Raw genomic sequence first — 18,461 nt, 5'->3', positions numbered from 1 at the left:
GTCATGTCGGACAACATCAAAGACCGCGTGATCGCCATCCTGGCAGAGCAGGCCATGTTGGAACCCGGCGATATCTCACTGGATCAATCGCTGGAAGACCTTGGCATTGACAGTCTGGGGCTTGTCGAAAGCATCTTTGCCATTGAAGAGGCGTTTGACGTCTCGGTCCCGTTCAACGCCAATGACCCGACCGAAGGGGATTTCGACATTTCCTCGGTCGACGCAATCATCCGTGCGGTGCAGGGTTTGGTTGCGACGCAGGCCGCGTGACCGTGACACGGCACATGCGCCGGATTGTGATCACCGGGCAAGGCACGATCAACGCATTGGGACGCGATGTGCCTGAAACGCTTGAGGCGATGCGCGAGGGCCGCAGTGGCATCGGCGATCTGGAATTTCAGGATGTGGAACGCCTGTCGATCCGCATCGGTGCGCAGATCAAGGGCTATGAACCGGAGGCCAGCTTCAACCGCCAGCAAATCGCGCTTTATGACCGGTTCACGCAGTTCACCCTGCTGGCCGCGCGCGAGGCGATCGGGCAGGCGGGCCTTGGCTTTTCGGGCGAACTGGCAACCCGCTCCGGTGTGGTTCTGGGCACGTCCGGCGGCGGGATGAACACGCTGGATGAGAATTATCGCACCGTTTACGAGGATGGCAAGAACCGCGTTCATCCCTTCGTGGTGCCCAAGCTGATGAACAACGCCGCCGCCAGCCATGTGTCGATGGAATGGAACCTTAAGGGACCAAGTTTCACCGTGGCGACCGCCTGCGCCAGTTCCAACCACGCGATGGGGCAGGCGATGCAGATGATCCGGTCCGGTATGGCCGATGTGATGATCACCGGCGGGTCCGAGGCGATGCTGTGCTTTGGCGGCATCAAGGCATGGGAGGGTCTTCGGGTCATGTCGAAAGACGCCTGTCGCCCTTTTTCCGCCAACCGCAACGGTATGGTGCAGGGCGAAGGCGCGGCGGTGTTCGTGTTCGAGGACTATGAGCACGCCCGCGCCCGCGGGGCCGAGATTCTGGCCGAGGTGGTGGGCTTCTCGATGACTTCGGATGCCGCCGACATCGTGATGCCGTCCAAGCAGGGGGCGTCGCGGGCCATTGTCGGGGCGATGCGTGACGCGGGCCTGAACCCCGAAGATGTGGGCTATGTGAATGCGCACGGAACGGGCACGACGGCGAATGACAAGACGGAATGCGCGGCAGTGGCCGATGCGTTTGGGCATCATGCCGATGACCTGATGATCTCGTCCACCAAGTCGATGCACGGGCATCTGATCGGTGGCACCGGCGCGGTCGAGCTTCTGGCCTGCATCATGGCGCTGCGCGAGGGCGTGATCGCGCCCACCATCGGATACGAGGAACCGGACCCGGAATGCGCGCTGGACGTGGTGCCCAACGTGGCGCGCGACGTGCGGGTCAATGCGGTTCTGTCCAATGCATTTGCCTTCGGGGGGCTGAACGCCGTTCTGGCACTGCGCACAATCTGATCTTGAGACGGCAGCCCAATGACAAACGCCGCCCCATGAGGCGGCGTTTTTTGTGTTCATATGCTCGGCTTACTGCTGTGACGGAACCGGAACAATCAATTCGTTATAGGAATCTGTGAAGCCTTTCAAAGACATGGACAGGTTGACCTTTTGATCCGGCGCGGCGGCTGGCACAATTGTGACGGTGGCCGTTGCCCCGCGTTTGAACCCATCAACCTCGGCTTGGGTGAAACCGATATTCGCGACGCAACCGGGTTGCGCGCAGAACCGGAACGGATAGCGTTTGCCCTGCCCACCATCCACAGCAACGGTCAGCTGTTGGGTCAACAGGGTTTCAAGCGGCACAACCACTGTCGCCCCGGCAACAGCCTGACCGCCATCGGGCAACCGTCCAAGCGATATTTCGGCAACTGAATTGCCCTTGTCGTCTTTCAGAAGTTGATACATCTGGCAGGGGTCATCCCCCTGACCTTCGGGCAATGTGATACATTTGCGCTCCCAATCGCCTACAACCTTTTCGATATAGGTCTGGCCCGGTTGGCGTTCACCATCCACCGGTTTACCCAAATCGACATTGGGTTGATTGGCCGGCTGTTCCGCCTCGGTTGCGGGGGCCTCGGTGGGGGTCTCGGGTGTGTCCTGTGCAAATGCCGGGGTCGCCAGCGCCAAAAGAACTGCCAGCGGCAGCGTTTTCATCAGCTCAGCCTTCATGTCGGATCCTTACATATATTTCGGGTCTCATTGGGTGTGTGGATACCACGACCCAAAACGGGTGTCAGGTGCAAAACCTTAAAAGGTTGAGCCGGAGTCACCGTCAGCTCTGATTTTGGGCAAAGGACCGCCGAAAAGGGACCGGGATATCAACGGTGGCCGGGTGGCGAATTTCCCCGGATTTTGAGCTTGATAATGACCGAAAAAAGAAAAGGATCCGACAGGCGGATCCTTTTCAATTGTTCTCTCCCTGCCGGACTGACCGGCTTATGAGGCAGACGCTATGTCACTTGGTCGCAGGGGTCAAGGATTTTTGCGACGGGTTTTTCAAGCAAAATGTCGGTTTTTGACGACATGTGGAAACTCGACCATCGACGCCTAATTAATTCACCTTGTTAAGAAAAACGCCTCGCCCGAAGGCGAGGCCAGTCTGACAGGGAGGATGTCAACCCCGACAATCGACAATTGTCGGGGTGAATCCACTATGGTGCAAATCGGTTAATTTTGTATTGTTTGGACAAGTGTTTTTTGGCCCTTGGGAGGCGAGTAGATGGATGGTGCGATTTTCGTTGGTGGCGGGGGTGAAGACTATGCCACCAAGCAGGGGCTTTTGCTTAGATATGCCAATCGGCATGGTTTGATCGCCGGGGCGACTGGCACCGGGAAAACCGTGACGTTGCAGATTCTTGCGGAAAGTTTCGCAGCCCAGGGCGTGCCGGTGTTTCTGTCTGATGTCAAAGGTGACTTGTCTGGGCTGGCCAAGGCCGGGTCAGCGGGCTTTAAGCTGCACGAGGCCTTCACCAGTCGCGCCCAGAAGATCGGCTTTGATGATTACGCTTATGAAGCCTTCCCCGTGACGTTCTGGGACCTGTATGGCGAACAGGGCCACCCGATCCGCACCACCGTGACCGAGATGGGGCCGCTGCTGCTGTCCCGCCTGTTGGAGCTTACGGATGCGCAGGAAGGGGTGCTGAACATTGCCTTCCGCGTGTCCGACGAACAGGGCTTGCCGCTTTTGGACCTGAAAGATCTGCAAGCCCTGTTGGTTTGGGTGGGCGAGAACGCGAAAGAGCTGTCTCTGCGCTATGGCAATGTCTCGACCAGTTCCGTCGGGGCGATCCAGCGCGCGTTGCTGGTTCTGGAAAACCAGGGTGGATACAAGCTGTTTGGAGAGCCAGCCCTTGATCTGGCCGATATCATTCGCACCGATCTTGATGGGCGCGGCCGCATCTCGATCCTGGCAGCCGACAAACTGATGGGTGCGCCGCGCCTCTATGCGACGTTCCTTCTGTGGCTGATGTCCGAATTGTTCGAAGAATTGCCCGAAGTGGGCGATCGGGACAAACCCAAGATGGTGTTCTTCTTCGACGAGGCGCATTTGCTGTTTGACGACGCGCCCAAGGCATTGGTGGACAAGGTCGAACAGGTGGCGCGGCTGATCCGCTCCAAGGGCGTGGGGGTCTATTTCATCACGCAGAACCCCGCCGACGTGCCAGAGGACATCCTGGGCCAGTTGGGCAACCGTATTCAACACGCCTTGCGCGCGTTCACAGGCCGCGACCGCAAGGAGCTGAAACAAGCCGCCGAAACCTATCGCGACAATCCCCGGTTTTCGACCGAGGATGCGATCCGCGAGGTGGGCGTCGGCGAGGCTGTCACCTCGTTTCTGGAAGCCAAAGGCGCGCCAAGCGTGGTTGAACGCACATTGATCCGTCCACCCAGTTCGCAGCTTGGCCCGATTGAACCGGGCGAGCGAAAGATGCTGATCGACGCGTCCCCGATTGCCGGGAAATACGAGACCCTGAAAGATCGCGACAGCGCCTATGAAATGCTGACCAAACGGGCTGCTGACGCTGCGAAAGAAGCAGAAGAGGCAGAGCGTCGCGCCGCCGAAGCGGAAGAAACCTTGACCTTGCGTGAGTTCAACACCGGGCGGCGATACACCGGCACCGAAGATAACAAACCAGTTTCACGCCGGCGGTCGCAAAAATCCGATGAAGGGTTCAGCGAAGCGGTCCTGAACGTGGTGGTCAAAGAACTGAAGGGCACGACAGGCAAACGCATCGTGCGCGGAATCTTCGGGTCATTGTTCAAGGGGCGCTAGGTGCGCCGCCAGAATCTACTGCAACTTATAAGTCCGAACCGTGCCATCTTCGCTGGTCAGGGTCGCTTGGTCGCCGTCGATCTGGACATCCAGACAGCCGGTTGAGCGCATGGGTTCGGGCGTTGGGTCCGTCAGGGTGCGACAGTATTGACCGTTCTCGACCGTCCACGTGCCGCCGAATTGCATGGTATCGCTGCCGCCACTGATGGTGCCATCCTCTTCCAGTTTGATGGCCAGGCCGGTCTTGCCGACAAAGGACTTTCCGGCCAGTGCCTGATACAGCGGGTCTTGTGTGTCACTGTCGGCCATCGCGACGGGCGCGGTGGCGATCAACGCGCAGATTGCGGTCGTCAGGGCGAGGGGTGAATGGGCGCGCTTGGTCATGGACTGCTCCGATATCAGTTGGTGTTATCCCAGCTAACCGTCATCTGACGGTCGACTGCAAGTCTAAACCCCGCGATACAGCCACGCATCACGCGGAGACTATAGCGGGCGTATCTTCAGCATCGCCACCCGATTGCCATCGCGCTTCACAACTTCGAACCGGAAGCCGTGGAAGGAAAAGACCTGGCCTTCATTGGGGATCATCTGGGCCTCGTGGATCACCAGCCCGGCGATGGTGTTGGCTTCGTCATCCGGCAGGTTCCAGTCATTTGCCCGGTTGATGTCCCGGATCGTCACGGCCCCGTCGACAAGATAGTTGCCGTCCGCGTTGCGTTTGATTTCAGGCTCGGTTTGAACGTCGAACTCATCGGTGATTTCGCCCACGATCTCTTCCAGAATGTCCTCAAGCGTGATCAGGCCTTCCAGCGATCCGTATTCATCCACGACCAGCGCAAAGTGGGTGTGACGGCGCAGGAACTGACGCATCTGGTCGTCCAGCGTCGTGGTTTCGGGGATGAAATAGGGTTTCATCGCCACTTGTAGAACGTCAAATTCCTCGATCGGTTTACCTTCGGCCTGCGCCATATACATCGCGCGGCTCAGGTCTTTCGCGTGAATCACGCCAATAATGTTCTCTGGTTCGTCGCGATAAACGGGCAGGCGGGTATGCCGCGAGGCAAGGATTTGTTCCAGCACTTCGATTGCAGGGGCCGAGGCGTCGATCATCTCGATCTGGCTTCTGTGCAGCATGATTTCTTCGACGGCGCGATCACCCAGATCCAGCGCACCCAGCAACCGGTCACGGTCTTCTTTTTCGACGGCCCCTTCGGAATGGCCCAGCGCGATGGCGCCCATGATCTCTTCCCGCACCGCCAGAATGTGGCTGTCCGGGTCGGTTTTTACGCCAAACAGGCTTAGCAATCCGCGGGTGATGACACGCACTGCCGAAACAATGGGCGAAAACAACGAGATAACCACCGAGATTGGGCCGGAGGCTTTCGCCGCGGCCTCCTCGGGCATCGTGATGGCATAGGTTTTCGGCAGCACTTCAGCGAAGATCAAGACCAGCAGGGTCATGACCAGGGTCGCAAGTGCGACGCCGCTGTCGCCGAACAGCCGGGTAAACAGCGCGGTCGCAAGCGAGGCGGCCAGAATGTTCACAAGGTTGTTGCCCAACAGGACCGACCCGATCAGGCGTTCGTTATCCTCGGTGATCGTCAACGCGCGTTGGGATCCCCGGTCGCCCCGGTCTGCGCGTGACCTGAGCTTTCCGCGCGATGCTGCCGTCAGCGCCGTTTCCGACCCTGAAAAGAATGCCGAAAGCACCAGAAGCGCCGCGATTGCCCCGCTGCTGATCCAAAAGCCAGTGTCCATGATGATCCCGTTTGCCTTTCGTTTTTCTGTTACTGCGTTTTGCGCAAAACGTAATAGTCTTATGTAGGTCAACGCGTATGCTTTCAAGGGATGGGCAGGAAAGGGGTGCAGATGGGCATGGTCATGAACGAACTCACGCGCTTCGGTGTCGGGCCGGTCAAGGGCGATGCCGGTCATCAAGCGCGTGAGGTGATGGCCCTGTCGCTTCTGGATTGGGCCACTGTCACCATTGCCGGCGTTGGTGAACCCGTCGCGCGGATCATGCGCGAAATGGCTGTGGACGACGGCGGCGGCGCCCAGGCCAGTGTGGCCGGGTTATCCCGAAAGTTTCCGGTGCGGGCGGCGGCGATGGTCAATGGCACCACGTCCCATGCGCTGGATTACGATGACACACATTTCGCGCATATCGGCCATCCATCCGTTGCGGTGGTGCCTGCGGCGCTGGCGATTGCAGACTGGATTGAGGCGCCTGGGTCCGACCTGCTGGATGCAGCACTGGTCGGTGTTGAAGGTTCGATCCGCATCGGGCGTTGGTTGGGGCGCAGTCATTATCAAACGGGCTTTCATCAGACCGCCACCGCAGGCGCGTTTGGCGCGACATTGGCCGCGGGGCGGTTGCTGGCCCTGAGCGCACACCAGATGACGCAGGCGCTGGGTCTGTGTGCCACCCGTGCGGCAGGATTGAAGAGTCAGTTCGGAACGATGGGCAAGCCTTATCACGCCGGTCTTGCCGCCCAGACAGGGGTCGAGGTGGCACGGGCGGCGAAGGCGGGCTTTATCTCGACGTCAGATGGGATCGACGGGCCTCAGGGTTTTGGCCCCACACACGCGGCGCAAGCGGATAACACGGTCTTTGAGCGGCCAGGCCAGCATTGGGACATTCTGTCGATCAGTCACAAGTTTCACGCCTGCTGCCACGGCACCCATGCCATGCTTGAGGCGTTGGCCCAGATCGAGTGCGCTGCGCCCGACATCGCCGAAATGCAGCTTTGGACGCATCCCCGATGGATGAGCGTGTGCAACATTCCTCACCCCAAGACCGGGATGGAGGTCAAATTCTCTTTTGCCCATTGCGCCGCGATGGCGCTGTCAGGGGTCGATACATCGGCCTTGGACAGCTTTTCGGACGAAATCGCGCGCGATTCGTTCTTGTCCGCTCTGGCATCGCGGGTTCATGTGGTGGCGGATGACAACATTGCGGAAACCGCGGCACGGGTTGAAGTGACCCTGCGGTCCGGCGCGGCGTTCACGGCCGAGCATAATCTGAACCAGACCATGACGATTGAGACCCGGCGCGAAAAGCTGGAGGCAAAAAGCAGGGCGCTGTTGGGGCCACGGGCCGAGCCTTTGATCGACGCTGTGGGATCGCTTCCCGACGTGCCAACGCTGTGTGGACTGCTGAGGTCGGCTTGACCGGGACCGGCGGCGGACCTTGCAGCCCGCCTGTCTTAATTCAGCGTCTGAGCCGCGTTACGACATGATGTCATAGGCACGTTCCCCGTGGGCTGACAGATCAAGCCCGTTTGTCTCGATCTCAGGATCCACGCGCAAGGGCAGGAACAGCCCAACCAATTTCACCAGAACCACGGTCATGATGGCAGTGAACGCACCGACGATTGCCAGCGCACCCAGTTGCGCGATCCAGCTGCCCTGACCGAAAACCGCGATCATGATCGTGCCAAAAATTCCGCCCACGCCATGCACAGCGAACACATCCAGCGTGTCGTCGATTTGCAGTTTGTTGCGAATGAAATTTACGGCTTCCTGACACAGAACGCCGGCAACACCACCGATGATGAGCGCCGCGATGGGCCCGACGAAGCCGGATGCGGGCGTGATCGAGGCCAGACCGGCAATGGTGCCGGTCACGATACCCACTAGACTGGCCTTGCCGTATTTGATCCGCTCCCACACCGCCCAGGATAGCGAGGCGGTCGCGGCCGAGATATGGGTGACGGTGATCGCCATGGCTGCACCACCATCTGCGGCCAGTCGCGAACCGCCGTTGAAGCCGAACCAGCCGACCCACAGCATGCCCGCCCCCATGAATACCATCCAAGGGGCATGGGGTGGGGTGGTGCGGTGTCTGCGCGGTCCCAACATAACGGCAACGATCAGCGCGGCAATGGCGGCGGTTTCATGCACGACGATGCCACCCGCGAAATCGCGCGCGCCAATCTTGCCAAAGATGCCACCATCGGACAGCGCGCCACCGCCCCAGATCCAATGCACGACCGGCGCATAGCAAACGAGCATCCACAGACCGGAGAAGGCCATGACGAACCCAAACCCGATCCTCTCGACATAAGCACCGACGATCAGCGCCGGGGTGATGATCGCAAAGGTCATCTGGAAGGCGAAGAACAGAACCTCGGGCAAGGTGCCCGACAGGCTGTCAGCCGTGACACCTGACAGGAAAGCCTTGTCCAGACTGCCAAACCATCCATGTGTCGCGTCACCAAACGCGATGGTATAGCCGAAAGCCAGCCACAGCACGCTCATCAAAGAGGCAATGGCATAGACATGCATGAAGACGCTGAGCACGTTGCGCGCACGCACAAGCCCACCATAGAAAAGCGCCAGCCCCGGCAGCGACATGAACAGCACCAGTGCCGTCGCCACGATGATCCAAGCGGTATCTGCCCCGTTCATAATCCCCTCCTTGAGTGAGTCTGTGGTGCCGCGTTTTGTGGCGCAGCACGGACGAAGACGGGATAGTGTTCGGCAGATTTGCTGAGAGAAGGCGCGCAAAAATATAACTCGCCTAATTATAAGGCACAGTTTCTTCGGGTTTGGGTGTTATCTGGGCGCCGTGCAAACCTGTGTTCAACCATCGCCCAATGCCAAGGCAGCTTGCGTCAAAAGCATCAGTGCGTGTTTCGCGGCATCGGCACGCACATTGGCGCGGCCCGCAGCGCCGAATTCAACCGTCTCGGTCTTGCATGTGCTCGGTGTGGCGATCCCGAAGCAAACGCGTCCCTCGGGCTTGTGCTCGGATCCGCCGGGGCCGGCGATACCGGTGATTGACACCGCCAAGTCCGCCTGTGATCGGTCCCGCGCGCCTTGTGCCATCTCATGCGCGACCTGTTCCGACACCGCGCCATATGCCTCAAGCGTGGATTGATTGACCCCAAGCATCTCGTGTTTGGCGGCGTTGGAATAGGTGATGAAACCACGGTCGAACACATCAGAACTGCCGGCCACTTCGGTCAGCCACGCACCAACCATGCCGCCGGTGCAGCTTTCTGCTGTGGCGATGATCAAGCCCTTGGTGCGGCACAGGTCAAGAAGGTCAGAGGCGGAGACTTGTTGGGACATGGGTTATATCATAACCGCATGGGCGGCATATGCGGCAAGGATCACGGTGACGGCGGCCGCGACGCCAGCATAGACATCATCCATCATCACCCCGGCCGCGTCGCCGCGCCGGTCGGCAGTGCCGATGGGACCGAATTTGGTGATGTCAAAGAAGCGGAAGGCCAGAAAGCCGACGATCCAGCCGGGATAAAGCGCAAGGATATCCGCGCCCATCATCTTGGCCCCGAAGGACACTGGAAACAGGGTGATCCACATGCCTACCACTTCGTCGATCACCACCTCGCCGGGATCGTGGTTGTCTGACCCCGCAGTGTAGGCCTCGGTTGCCTTGAGACCAATGTAATACGCAATGATGGTGGCCCCGGTCAGCAGGACGGGGCCTCCGACAAGATGCAACAGCCACGCAGCGGGCAGCGCAGCCAGCGTGCCCCACGTGCCGGGGGCGGGCTTCATCAGCCCGGAATAGAAGAACGTCGCGATCAGTTTGGCGGTTGGTTTCTGCATCCGATCAAACCTTGACCAAGGTTGCCGAAGCCAGCGATGCGATGCCTTCAGATCGGCCGGTGAACCCCAGACGTTCCGAGGTGGTGGCCTTCACCGACACCCGGTCAACGTCCAGACCCATGATTTCCGCCAGTGCCGCGCGCATGGCGCTTGCATGTGGGCCGATCTTTGGTTGTTCGCAAATCAGGGTCACATCGGCGTTCGACAGGCGATAGCCGCGCGACTTGGCCAGATCAACCGCGTGGCGCAGGAAGATATGGCTTTTCGCCCCTTTCCACTGGGGATCAGACGGCGGAAAATGCTGGCCGATGTCGCCCTCGGCCAACGCCCCGTAGATGGCATCGGTCAGCGCGTGCATCCCCACATCCGCATCCGAGTGCCCTTTGAGTTTGCGGCCGTGCGGAATGCGCACACCGCAAAGGATGACGTGATCGCCATCTTCGAACGCGTGCACGTCGAACCCGTTGCCAATGCGGATGTCCATTTCCTGCTCCTTTGCCGTATCGCGGATCAGCCGTTCGGCGCGGGCAAAGTCGCCCGGCATGGTGATCTTCAGGTTATTTTCATCGCCCATCGTGATGGCAACGTCCAGCCCGGCGCGGCGCGCCACGTCGACATCATCCGCTGCCCCGCCCGGATGGGCGCGGTGGGCGGCGAGGATCGGGCCAAAGTGGAACCCTTGTGGGGTCTGGGCGCGAAAAAGTCCGTCGCGCGACCGGGTGCCTGTGACCACGCCGTCGGTGCCATGCCACAGCGCGTCGGTGACAGACAGGGCCGGGGCAGCGCCGGGGGCGCTTGAAAGTGCGCCGATCACGCCGTCGATCACATCGGCGCTGACCAGCGGGCGGGCCACGTCATGGATCAGCACCAGATCGGGCGCATGGTCGACCAGAGCTTCAAGCCCCGCGCGCACGCTCGCGTCACGGGTGGAGCCGCCATGCACAAGCTGGACCCCGTCAATGTCGCGGGCCAGCGCATCATCATCAGGATGAATGACAAGCACGTAGCGTGTGATGCGGGGATGCGCTTGAAAGGCGGCCACGCTGCGCTGTGCCACCGTCGCGCCAGCGATCCGGCACCACTGCTTGGGCAGGCAAGTGCCTGCGCGGGTGCCGCGTCCGGCGGCAACGATGATGGCTGCGATTTCCATGGCTCTTGTTTAGGCTGTGCCGAAATGAAGGACAATGGGGCCATTTGGGTCAAGAAAGTTGCACAAAAAATAGGCAAACTAAGAATCTAATCCTCGCGCGCGGCGTCAGAAGTTGCTATTTCGCAAGGCGTCTTACAGCTTCAAGCATGTTGCACAAGGATTAGGCATGTCAGTCCGCGTCAAGGATCTCACCCTCGACCCTCCGGTTTTGCTGGCCCCCATGGCCGGCATCACGGATCTGCCGTTTCGCAACCTTGTCGCCAGCTTCGGCGCGGGGCTTGTGGTGTCGGAAATGGTCGCTAGTCAGGAAATGGTGCAGGCCAAGCCGGGGGTGCGCGAACGGGCCGAGCTGGGGTTTGGATACGCCGATACAGCGGTGCAGTTGGCCGCGCGGGATGTTTATTGGGCCGGTGAGGCTGCGCGTATGGTCGAACAGAATGGCGCAAAGATCATCGACATAAACATGGGATGCCCCGCCCGCAAAGTGGTCGGTGGCATGTCCGGTTCGGCCCTGATGCGCGATCTGGATCATGCGTTGCAGTTGATCAAGGCGATCGTGGTCGCGGTTTCGGTGCCCGTCACGCTGAAGACCCGCCTTGGTTGGGATGAGGACAGCCTCAATGCCGCGACGTTGGCGCAGATGGCCGAGTCGGCGGGCATTCAAATGATCACGATCCATGGTCGCACCCGTTGCCAGTTCTACAAGGGCTGCGCCAATTGGGCCGCGATCCGCCCCGTGAAAGAGGCCGTGTCGATCCCGGTGATTGCCAATGGCGACATCGTGGACACGGCGACCGCGCGGCAGGCTTTGGCGGCAAGCGGTGCCGATGGTGTGATGATCGGTCGGGGTAGCGGCGGGCAACCATGGCTTTTGGCACAGGTGGCGCATGACATCTGGGGCACAGCCGCCCCGACGATCCCGCAGGGCATGGCTTTGGCGAATATGGTGACGGAGCATTACCGGGCCAGTCTTGATTTCTACGGTGCTGATCTGGGCGCACGGGTCATTCGAAAGCATTTGGGCTGGTATATGGATATGGTCGAAACTGATGCCGGGTTGCGCCGTCGCATCCTGTCAAACCGCGACACCGCTGATGTGTTGTCCATGCTGCCTGACGCCATGCTGACCGAACGGCGCGCGGCATGAGTGGCGACGGTCATCTCTGGTCGGCATTGCCGGTGCCCGCGATCGAACTTGGTGAAGACGGACGCGTTCAACGGTTGAACGGCACAGGCGAGATGTTTCTGAACATTTCGGAACGCAGCCTGATCGGTGCTCGGTTGGGTGTAAAAATTGAACTATCCGTCGATATTGACGACGCCCTTGCGCGGGTGCGCAGCACCGGCGGCCCGCTTTATGTGGACAGCGCCAAGCTGACCCTGCCGGGCGGCGATCTGCGCGAAATCAATGTTCAGTTTTCGCCGCTGACCACGCCGGGGGGCGATAAGAACCACGTCCTGATCCTGCTTCAGCCGCGCAATGGGGCCGAGCATCTGGGCTGGGTGCAAGGCTCGCAGGTGGCGGCGCGGCAAGCCATCGGCATGGCCGAAATGCTGGCCCATGAAATCAAGAACCCGCTGGCCGGGATCACCGGGGCCGCGCAGCTTTTGTCGATGTCACTGTCCTCGGAAGATCGGGAACTGACCGACCTGATCGTCGCAGAAAGCCGCCGTGTTGTGGCGCTGCTGGATCAGGTGGAGCAGTTTGGCGATCTGCGCCCACCCGCCTGCGCTCCAGTGAATATTCACGATATTCTGGATCGTGCGCGGGCAACGGCGCAGATCGGATTTGCACCCGGCATGGTAATCTCCGAGGCTTATGATCCATCTTTGCCGGATGTCTGGGTTGATGGCGATCAGATACAACAGGTCTTTCTGAATTTGCTGAAGAACGCCGCACAAGCCTGCAAAGGCGAAGGGAAAATAGAAATACACACCTATTACGAGGCGGGGCTGCGTCTGCACTTGCCTGAAGGTGGCCAAGCGAGTTTGCCCTTGCAGGTCGAGGTGATCGACAACGGTCCGGGCCTGCCCGCCGACATCGCCGATCATGTATTTGACCCGTTTGTTTCGGGACACGAAAACGGAACCGGGCTGGGTCTGGCGCTGGTGTCCAAGATCCTGACGGATCACGGCGCGCTGATCTCGGTCGACAGCCGTCCCGGACGCACCGCATTTCGCATATCCCTGCCGGTCGCCCCGGCCCCCAATCGGAAAGGAGGCTGACCATGGACGGAACCGTTCTTGTCGCCGATGACGATCGCACGATCCGCACCGTTTTGACGCAGGCGCTGACCCGCGCGGGGTGCCGGGTGCACGCCACCGGGTCGATGGCAACGCTGATGCGCTGGGTCGAAGACGGGCGCGGGGATGCCGTGATCTCGGACGTTGTCATGCCGGATGGAAACGGGTTGGAGGCGCTGCCGCGGATCGCGAAATTGCGGCCCAACCTGCCGGTGATCGTCATTTCAGCCCAAAACACCATCATGACCGCTATTCAGGCCGCCGAGGCGGAGGCGTTCGACTATCTGCCGAAACCGTTTGATCTGCCAGACCTGATGAAGCGCACGGCGCAGGCGTTGGAACGCAAGCGAGTGCGAACGCCCAGTGATGCCGAAGCGGCCCCGCACGCCAACACCGCGACGGATTTGCCATTGGTTGGGCACACCCCTGCAATGCAAGAGCTGTATCGCCTTGTTGCGCGGGTTCTGAATGTTGACCTGCCGGTGCTGATCACCGGCGAAAGCGGCACGGGAAAGTCGCTGATCGCACAGGCCCTGCATGACTTCTCCGAGCGGCGCGAAGGGCCTTTCATCATCGCGACGCCAGATGATCTTGCCCCGTCGGACGGGGTCAGCGATGTGGTCCGGCGCGCGCGTGGGGGCACGATTTTATTTGATGGCGTCGGCGATCTGGATGCGGATGCGCAAGCGCGCCTGTCGCGTCTGCTGGACGGTATGGGGCCGAACGGTCCGCGTGTTCTGGCGATATCGCAAGGGGATCTGGCAAAGGCGGCGGCGCAGGGCGCTTTTCGCGAAGATCTGTATTACCGCCTGGCCGGTGTCGTGATCCCGGTGCCCAGCCTGCGCGAACGGCTTGAGGATATCCCCGCCCTGTCCGAACATTTCCTGGCCCGTGCCGCGCGCGATGGTCTGCCCGAACGGCGGTTTTCCTCTGACGCAGCGCAGACCCTTCGGGCGTTCCCGTGGCCGGGAAATGTGCGTGAACTGGAAAATCTGGTCAATCGGCTTGTCGTGACCAGCGCCGAGGAAGAAATCACCAAGGCGGAAGTTGAACTGGCTTTGGGCAGAGCGGCCTCTGCATCGTTCGTGACAGCGGATATCAGCGATGAACGTCTGTCAGATTCGGTCGCCCGGCATTTGCAACGTTATTTCGATTTGCACGGCGGAACACTGCCGCCAACCGGGCTTTATCAGCGGATTTTGCGCGAAGTGGAGCTTCCGTTGATCGAAATCGCACTGGACGCGACCGGCGGCAACCAAGCTAAATGTGCCGATTTGCTGGGAATCAACCGCAATACCTTGCGTAAAAAGATCACCGAGCTCGAAATCGAGGTGACACGCCGCCGTAAGTTGATGTAAAAGGGCAACAGAGCGTGGCAATTGGGCAAAGACCCGGGCCACTCAGGCGGTCGCTGCGGAAACGCGGCCATGACGAGTAGGGGCGAGCACAGTGGCGCGACGCGCGGTGCGGAAGTCGAGGCTGGACCAATATCTGTCCATGCGCCGGTGGCGCAGGTTCAGATCGGTTGGTGCCTTTGGAATGGTTGTCCTTGGCCCGGTTCTGGCCATTGTGACATTCTTGACGCTTGGACCTTTTGCCCAACGCGCTGATAGCAACACGTTACGACTGATCCTGCTGGCTGATGTGATCTATGTAATCATGGTGGCGGGGCTTGTTCTGGCAGGGCTTGGCCGAATGATCGTGGCGCGCCGTCAGGAAAGCGCGGGGTCACGGCTGCATTTGCGATTGACTGTGGTATTTGCGGTCATCGCGCTCAGTCCCACCATCCTTGTGGCAATCTTTGCGATGTTAACCCTGAATATGGGGCTTGAGGGCTGGTTTTCCGACCGGGTGCGCACTGTGGTCGGCAATTCCCTTTCCGCCGCGCAGGCCTATAAGCAGGAAAGCCGTGATGGGCTGGTGCAGGATGGTGAAGCCATCGCGGTGTTTCTTGAACGCCAGCGCCAATCGCAACTGCTGTTGACGGATGCTGAACTTGGGTCGTTGCTGACACAGGGTCAGGCTCGGATCCAGCGTGGGCTGCGTGAAGCCTATGTGATCGATTCACACGGTGTTATCCGCGTGCGGGGTGGCGGATCGTATCTGTTCGATTATGAACAACCCAGCCAGGCCGATCTGGACCGGGCGCTTGCGGGCGAAACCGTGGTCATCGAGGATTGGCAGAACAACGAGTTCCGGGTTCTGATCAAGCTGGACAATTTCTCGGACCACCTGATCCAACTGACCCGCGATGTGAACGGCGAGATCCTGGACCTTGTCGACGAAACGCAGGAAGCGGCCCGCGTCTATAACCAGTTGGAAAGCCAGCGCGGCCAGCGGCTGTTCCAGTTTGGTCTGATCTATCTGGGTTTTGCGGTGATCCTGATCCTTGCGGCCATCTGGATGGGCATGTCTTTTGCCGAACGTCTGGCCCGCCCGGTCGGGCGGCTTGCTGGGGCCGCGCAGCGGGTTGGGGCAGGCGATCTGGACGTGCGCGTCATCGAGGAAGATGGCGATGATGAGATCGCCATGTTGGGCCGGTATTTCAACCAGATGACCACCCAGTTGAAAGGCCAGCGCGCCCGACTTCTGGAAAACACCGAACAGATCGAACGCCGCCGGCGGTTGTTCGACAGCGTGCTTGGGTCCGTGACCGGCGGTGTGATCGGCCTGAATGCCGAAGGGCAAGTGACTTTCGTCAACCGTGCCGCAGAAGATCTGCTGGACGTGCGCGATGAAACCGGCGTCGAACGGGAACTGGCGCTGGTGGTGCCCGAATTCCAATCCCTTCTGGACGATGTGGCAAGCGGCAATCGTGAAACCGCCCAGACAGAACTGCGTCTTACGCGTGGCGGGAAGCAGGAAAACCTGTTGGTGCGCATCGCGACACGCCGGTCGGATGAGGGCGGGTTGGAGGGCTATGTGGTGGCGTTCGACGATGTCACCGACCTCGTATCTGCCCAGCGCATGGCGGCATGGGGCGACGTCGCCCGTCGCATCGCCCACGAAATCAAGAACCCGTTGACCCCAATCCAACTGTCCGCTGAACGCATCAAGCGTAAATTCAGCAAAGTGGACGGTATCGACGTGGAGGCGCTGGAGCAATATACCGATGTTATTGTGCGCCAGACCAATGACTTGCGTCGCATTGTCGATGAATTCTCGAAATTCGCGCGTATGCCCGAACCTGAACGGCGCGCGACCGATATCGTGACCTTGGTGCGCGACGCGGTGCTGCTTCAGCAGGCGGGTCAGGAGGGTGTGACCATTCGTGCCGAATTGCTGGATGGGCCGATCAATGTCGAGATTGACCCCACCATGATCGGGCAAGCCTTGACGAACTTGATAAAGAACGCCGGTGAAGCGATTGAAACATTAGAGGAAAAGGGAACGCCACTGAATCATTCACCAGAGATTCGGGTGGATATGCAGCGCGTTGCGGGCGGGATCGAGATCACAATCGCCGACAACGGAATTGGATTGCCGGAAGACCGGTCAAGGCTGTTTGAACCCTACGTCACGACACGGGAAAAAGGAACCGGACTGGGGCTTCCGATAGTGAAGAAGATTATCGAAGAGCATGGCGGGCGTCTGACCCTTGAAGACGCGCCCGCCTTTCAAGGCAATGGCGGCCATGCAGGCGCACTTGCACGAATTTTTCTGCCCATGGATGACGGGCGGACCGAGCAGCAGAAAGCGGGGGCAACATGAGCGATATTCTGATTGTCGATGATGAACGGGATATCCGGGAACTGATCTCGGATATTCTGGAAGACGAAGGCTTCACGACCCGATTGGCGGGAACGTCTGACGAAGCGGTGGCGGCGGTGAAAGCGGAACTGCCGTCGCTGATGATTCTGGACATCTGGCTGAAAGATTCAGCGATGGACGGGATCGATATCCTGAAAATGGTGAAACGCGAACATCCCGAAGTCCCGGTGGTGATCATCTCGGGTCATGGCAATATCGAAATTGCCGTCGCCGCGATCAAGCAAGGGGCATACGACTTCATCGAAAAGCCGTTCAACATCGACCAGTTGATGGTGGTGATCGGGCGTGCGATGGAAACCAGCCGCCTGCGCCGCGAAAACACCGAACTGAAACGCCGTGACACCCACCCAACCGAGATGATCGGATCAAGTGCGGCATTCAAGTCGCTGAAATCCCATCTGGATAAGGTAACTAAGTCGAACGGTCGTGTGCTGCTGTCCGGTGCCGCGGGCGCGGGGAAAGAAATGGCTGCGCGCTATGTGCACGCCAATTCCGACCGGGCGTCGGCACCCTTCGTGGTGGTCAACTCCGCCTCGATCGAAGCGGATCGGATGGAAGAGGTGCTGTTTGGCCGCGAAAGCGCCGAACGCGGGATCGAACCGGGACTGTTGGAAGAGGCCAATGGCGGCGTGCTGTATTTCGACGAGGTGGCTGACATGCCGCCGGGCACGCAATCCAAGATCCTGCGCGTTCTGGTCGATCAGCGGTTTCAGCGTGTGGGTGGCAACGACAAGGTCTCGGTCGATCTGCGTGTCATTTCGTCGACAAATCGCGATTTGCAGGCTGAAATCGACGGTGGTCGCTTCCGTGAGGAGTTGTATCACCGGCTGAACGTGGTGCCGATTGCCGTGCCGCCCCTTGGCGAACGCCGCGAGGATATTCCTGAGCTTGCGCGCTTTTTCCTGAAAGCGTTCAACCGCGATCAGGGTCTGCCGTTGCGCGACCTGGCCGATGATGCGGAAGCGATGCTTCAAACCATGCAATGGCCCGGAAATGTGCGACAGTTGAAGAACATGATCGAACGGGTGCTTATTCTGGGCGAAGGCACCGGGCCAATTCAAGCCGCTGACCTGCCGGGGCAGGACAGCGGTGGAGATGATAGCGGCGATCAGGGGATCGTGGTGTCAGGTGCGCTGGCGATGATGCCACTGCGCGAAGCCCGCGAGGCGTTCGAGCGGGAATATCTTCTGACGCAGATCAACCGGTTTGGCGGCAATATCTCTCGCACGGCGAATTTCGTTGGTATGGAACGGTCGGCCTTGCATCGCAAACTGAAATCTCTGGGGGTTGTCACCGGGTCGAAGGCAGGGGCACGTGTTGCCTATGTGGCGGATGAAAACGAAGAAACAGAAGTCGAGGCCGACGCCTGATCATCTTGGGCTTGCCGTGTCCGGTGGTGGGCGGTTTT

At 59.9% G+C, this 18,461-nt stretch carries 16 protein-coding genes; 9 read left to right on the top strand and 7 right to left on the bottom strand.

The window, feature by feature from the left end:
* The first annotated feature begins 3 nt into the window (after positions 1-3).
* Entirely contained in the window at positions 4-270 is a 267-nt protein-coding gene (locus BMY55_RS09500; RefSeq protein WP_091430205.1) for an acyl carrier protein, read from the top strand.
* Between the two features lie 14 nt (positions 271-284).
* The gene (locus BMY55_RS09495; RefSeq protein WP_091430203.1) at positions 285-1,493 is read left to right on the top strand and encodes a beta-ketoacyl-[acyl-carrier-protein] synthase family protein; all 1,209 of its coding nucleotides are present in this window, start codon (positions 285-287) and stop codon (positions 1,491-1,493) included.
* A 69-nt stretch (positions 1,494-1,562) separates the two neighbouring features.
* On the opposite strand, the gene BMY55_RS09490 is transcribed toward BMY55_RS09495, so the two are convergent.
* Positions 1,563-2,204 (bottom strand): invasion associated locus B family protein, encoded by a 642-nt coding sequence (locus BMY55_RS09490; protein ID WP_091430201.1) that lies wholly within the window; start codon positions 2,202-2,204, stop codon positions 1,563-1,565.
* Between the two features lie 550 nt (positions 2,205-2,754).
* Between BMY55_RS09490 and BMY55_RS09485 the strand changes: the two genes are divergently transcribed.
* Positions 2,755-4,308 (top strand): helicase HerA-like domain-containing protein, encoded by a 1,554-nt coding sequence (locus BMY55_RS09485; RefSeq protein ID WP_091430199.1) that lies wholly within the window; start codon positions 2,755-2,757, stop codon positions 4,306-4,308.
* A gap of 15 nt (positions 4,309-4,323) precedes the next feature.
* Here the strand turns inward: BMY55_RS09485 and BMY55_RS09480 are convergent, their stop codons facing one another.
* Positions 4,324-4,692, bottom strand: a complete 369-nt coding sequence (locus tag BMY55_RS09480; protein ID WP_091430197.1) for a hypothetical protein — start codon at positions 4,690-4,692, stop codon at positions 4,324-4,326.
* Between the two features lie 99 nt (positions 4,693-4,791).
* On the bottom strand, positions 4,792-6,066 hold the full coding sequence (locus BMY55_RS09475; RefSeq protein WP_091432281.1) for an HlyC/CorC family transporter: 1,275 nt from the start codon (positions 6,064-6,066) through the stop codon (positions 4,792-4,794).
* 123 nt (positions 6,067-6,189) lie between these two features.
* Here BMY55_RS09475 and BMY55_RS09470 point away from each other — a divergent pair, with 123 nt between their 5' ends.
* Positions 6,190-7,479 (top strand): MmgE/PrpD family protein, encoded by a 1,290-nt coding sequence (locus BMY55_RS09470; protein WP_245744701.1) that lies wholly within the window; start codon positions 6,190-6,192, stop codon positions 7,477-7,479.
* A gap of 57 nt (positions 7,480-7,536) precedes the next feature.
* Here the strand turns inward: BMY55_RS09470 and BMY55_RS09465 are convergent, their stop codons facing one another.
* The 4 genes from BMY55_RS09465 to BMY55_RS09450 all read right to left on the bottom strand — a co-directional run bounded on the left by BMY55_RS09465 (position 7,537) and on the right by BMY55_RS09450 (position 11,038).
* Positions 7,537-8,718, bottom strand: a complete 1,182-nt coding sequence (locus BMY55_RS09465) for an ammonium transporter (protein WP_091430193.1) — start codon at positions 8,716-8,718, stop codon at positions 7,537-7,539.
* Positions 8,719-8,892: 174 nt separating this feature from the next.
* The gene (locus tag BMY55_RS09460; protein WP_091430191.1) at positions 8,893-9,384 is read right to left on the bottom strand and encodes a CinA family protein; all 492 of its coding nucleotides are present in this window, start codon (positions 9,382-9,384) and stop codon (positions 8,893-8,895) included.
* Positions 9,385-9,387: 3 nt separating this feature from the next.
* On the bottom strand, positions 9,388-9,888 hold the full coding sequence (locus tag BMY55_RS09455) for a phosphatidylglycerophosphatase A family protein (protein ID WP_091430190.1): 501 nt from the start codon (positions 9,886-9,888) through the stop codon (positions 9,388-9,390).
* A 4-nt stretch (positions 9,889-9,892) separates the two neighbouring features.
* Positions 9,893-11,038, bottom strand: a complete 1,146-nt coding sequence (locus BMY55_RS09450; protein ID WP_091430188.1) for a bifunctional 2-C-methyl-D-erythritol 4-phosphate cytidylyltransferase/2-C-methyl-D-erythritol 2,4-cyclodiphosphate synthase — start codon at positions 11,036-11,038, stop codon at positions 9,893-9,895.
* A gap of 166 nt (positions 11,039-11,204) precedes the next feature.
* On the opposite strand from BMY55_RS09450, the gene dusB reads away from it, so the two are divergent.
* From dusB to ntrX, 5 genes are all read left to right on the top strand, one after another.
* Positions 11,205-12,185, top strand: a complete 981-nt coding sequence (gene dusB / locus BMY55_RS09445; protein WP_091430186.1) for a tRNA dihydrouridine synthase DusB — start codon at positions 11,205-11,207, stop codon at positions 12,183-12,185.
* Entirely contained in the window at positions 12,182-13,264 is a 1,083-nt protein-coding gene (locus BMY55_RS09440; RefSeq protein WP_091430185.1) for a two-component system sensor histidine kinase NtrB, read from the top strand. The genes dusB and BMY55_RS09440 overlap by 4 nt, the downstream gene beginning before the upstream one ends.
* 2 nt (positions 13,265-13,266) lie before the next feature.
* Positions 13,267-14,640: a response regulator gene (locus tag BMY55_RS09435; protein ID WP_091430183.1), complete on the top strand. Its 1,374-nt coding sequence runs from the start codon at positions 13,267-13,269 to the stop codon at positions 14,638-14,640.
* A gap of 139 nt (positions 14,641-14,779) precedes the next feature.
* Entirely contained in the window at positions 14,780-16,993 is a 2,214-nt protein-coding gene (locus tag BMY55_RS09430; protein WP_091430181.1) for a sensor histidine kinase NtrY-like, read from the top strand.
* Positions 16,990-18,423, top strand: a complete 1,434-nt coding sequence (gene ntrX, locus BMY55_RS09425) for a nitrogen assimilation response regulator NtrX (RefSeq protein ID WP_091430179.1) — start codon at positions 16,990-16,992, stop codon at positions 18,421-18,423. The genes BMY55_RS09430 and ntrX overlap by 4 nt, the downstream gene beginning before the upstream one ends.
* The last annotated feature ends 38 nt before the right edge of the window (positions 18,424-18,461 follow it).

The organism is Aliiroseovarius sediminilitoris (genome assembly GCF_900109955.1).
Lineage (GTDB): Bacteria > Pseudomonadota > Alphaproteobacteria > Rhodobacterales > Rhodobacteraceae > Aliiroseovarius > Aliiroseovarius sediminilitoris.
Note: the sequence above shows the minus strand (reverse complement) of the source record. Positions and strands in the feature narration are given on the sequence as shown.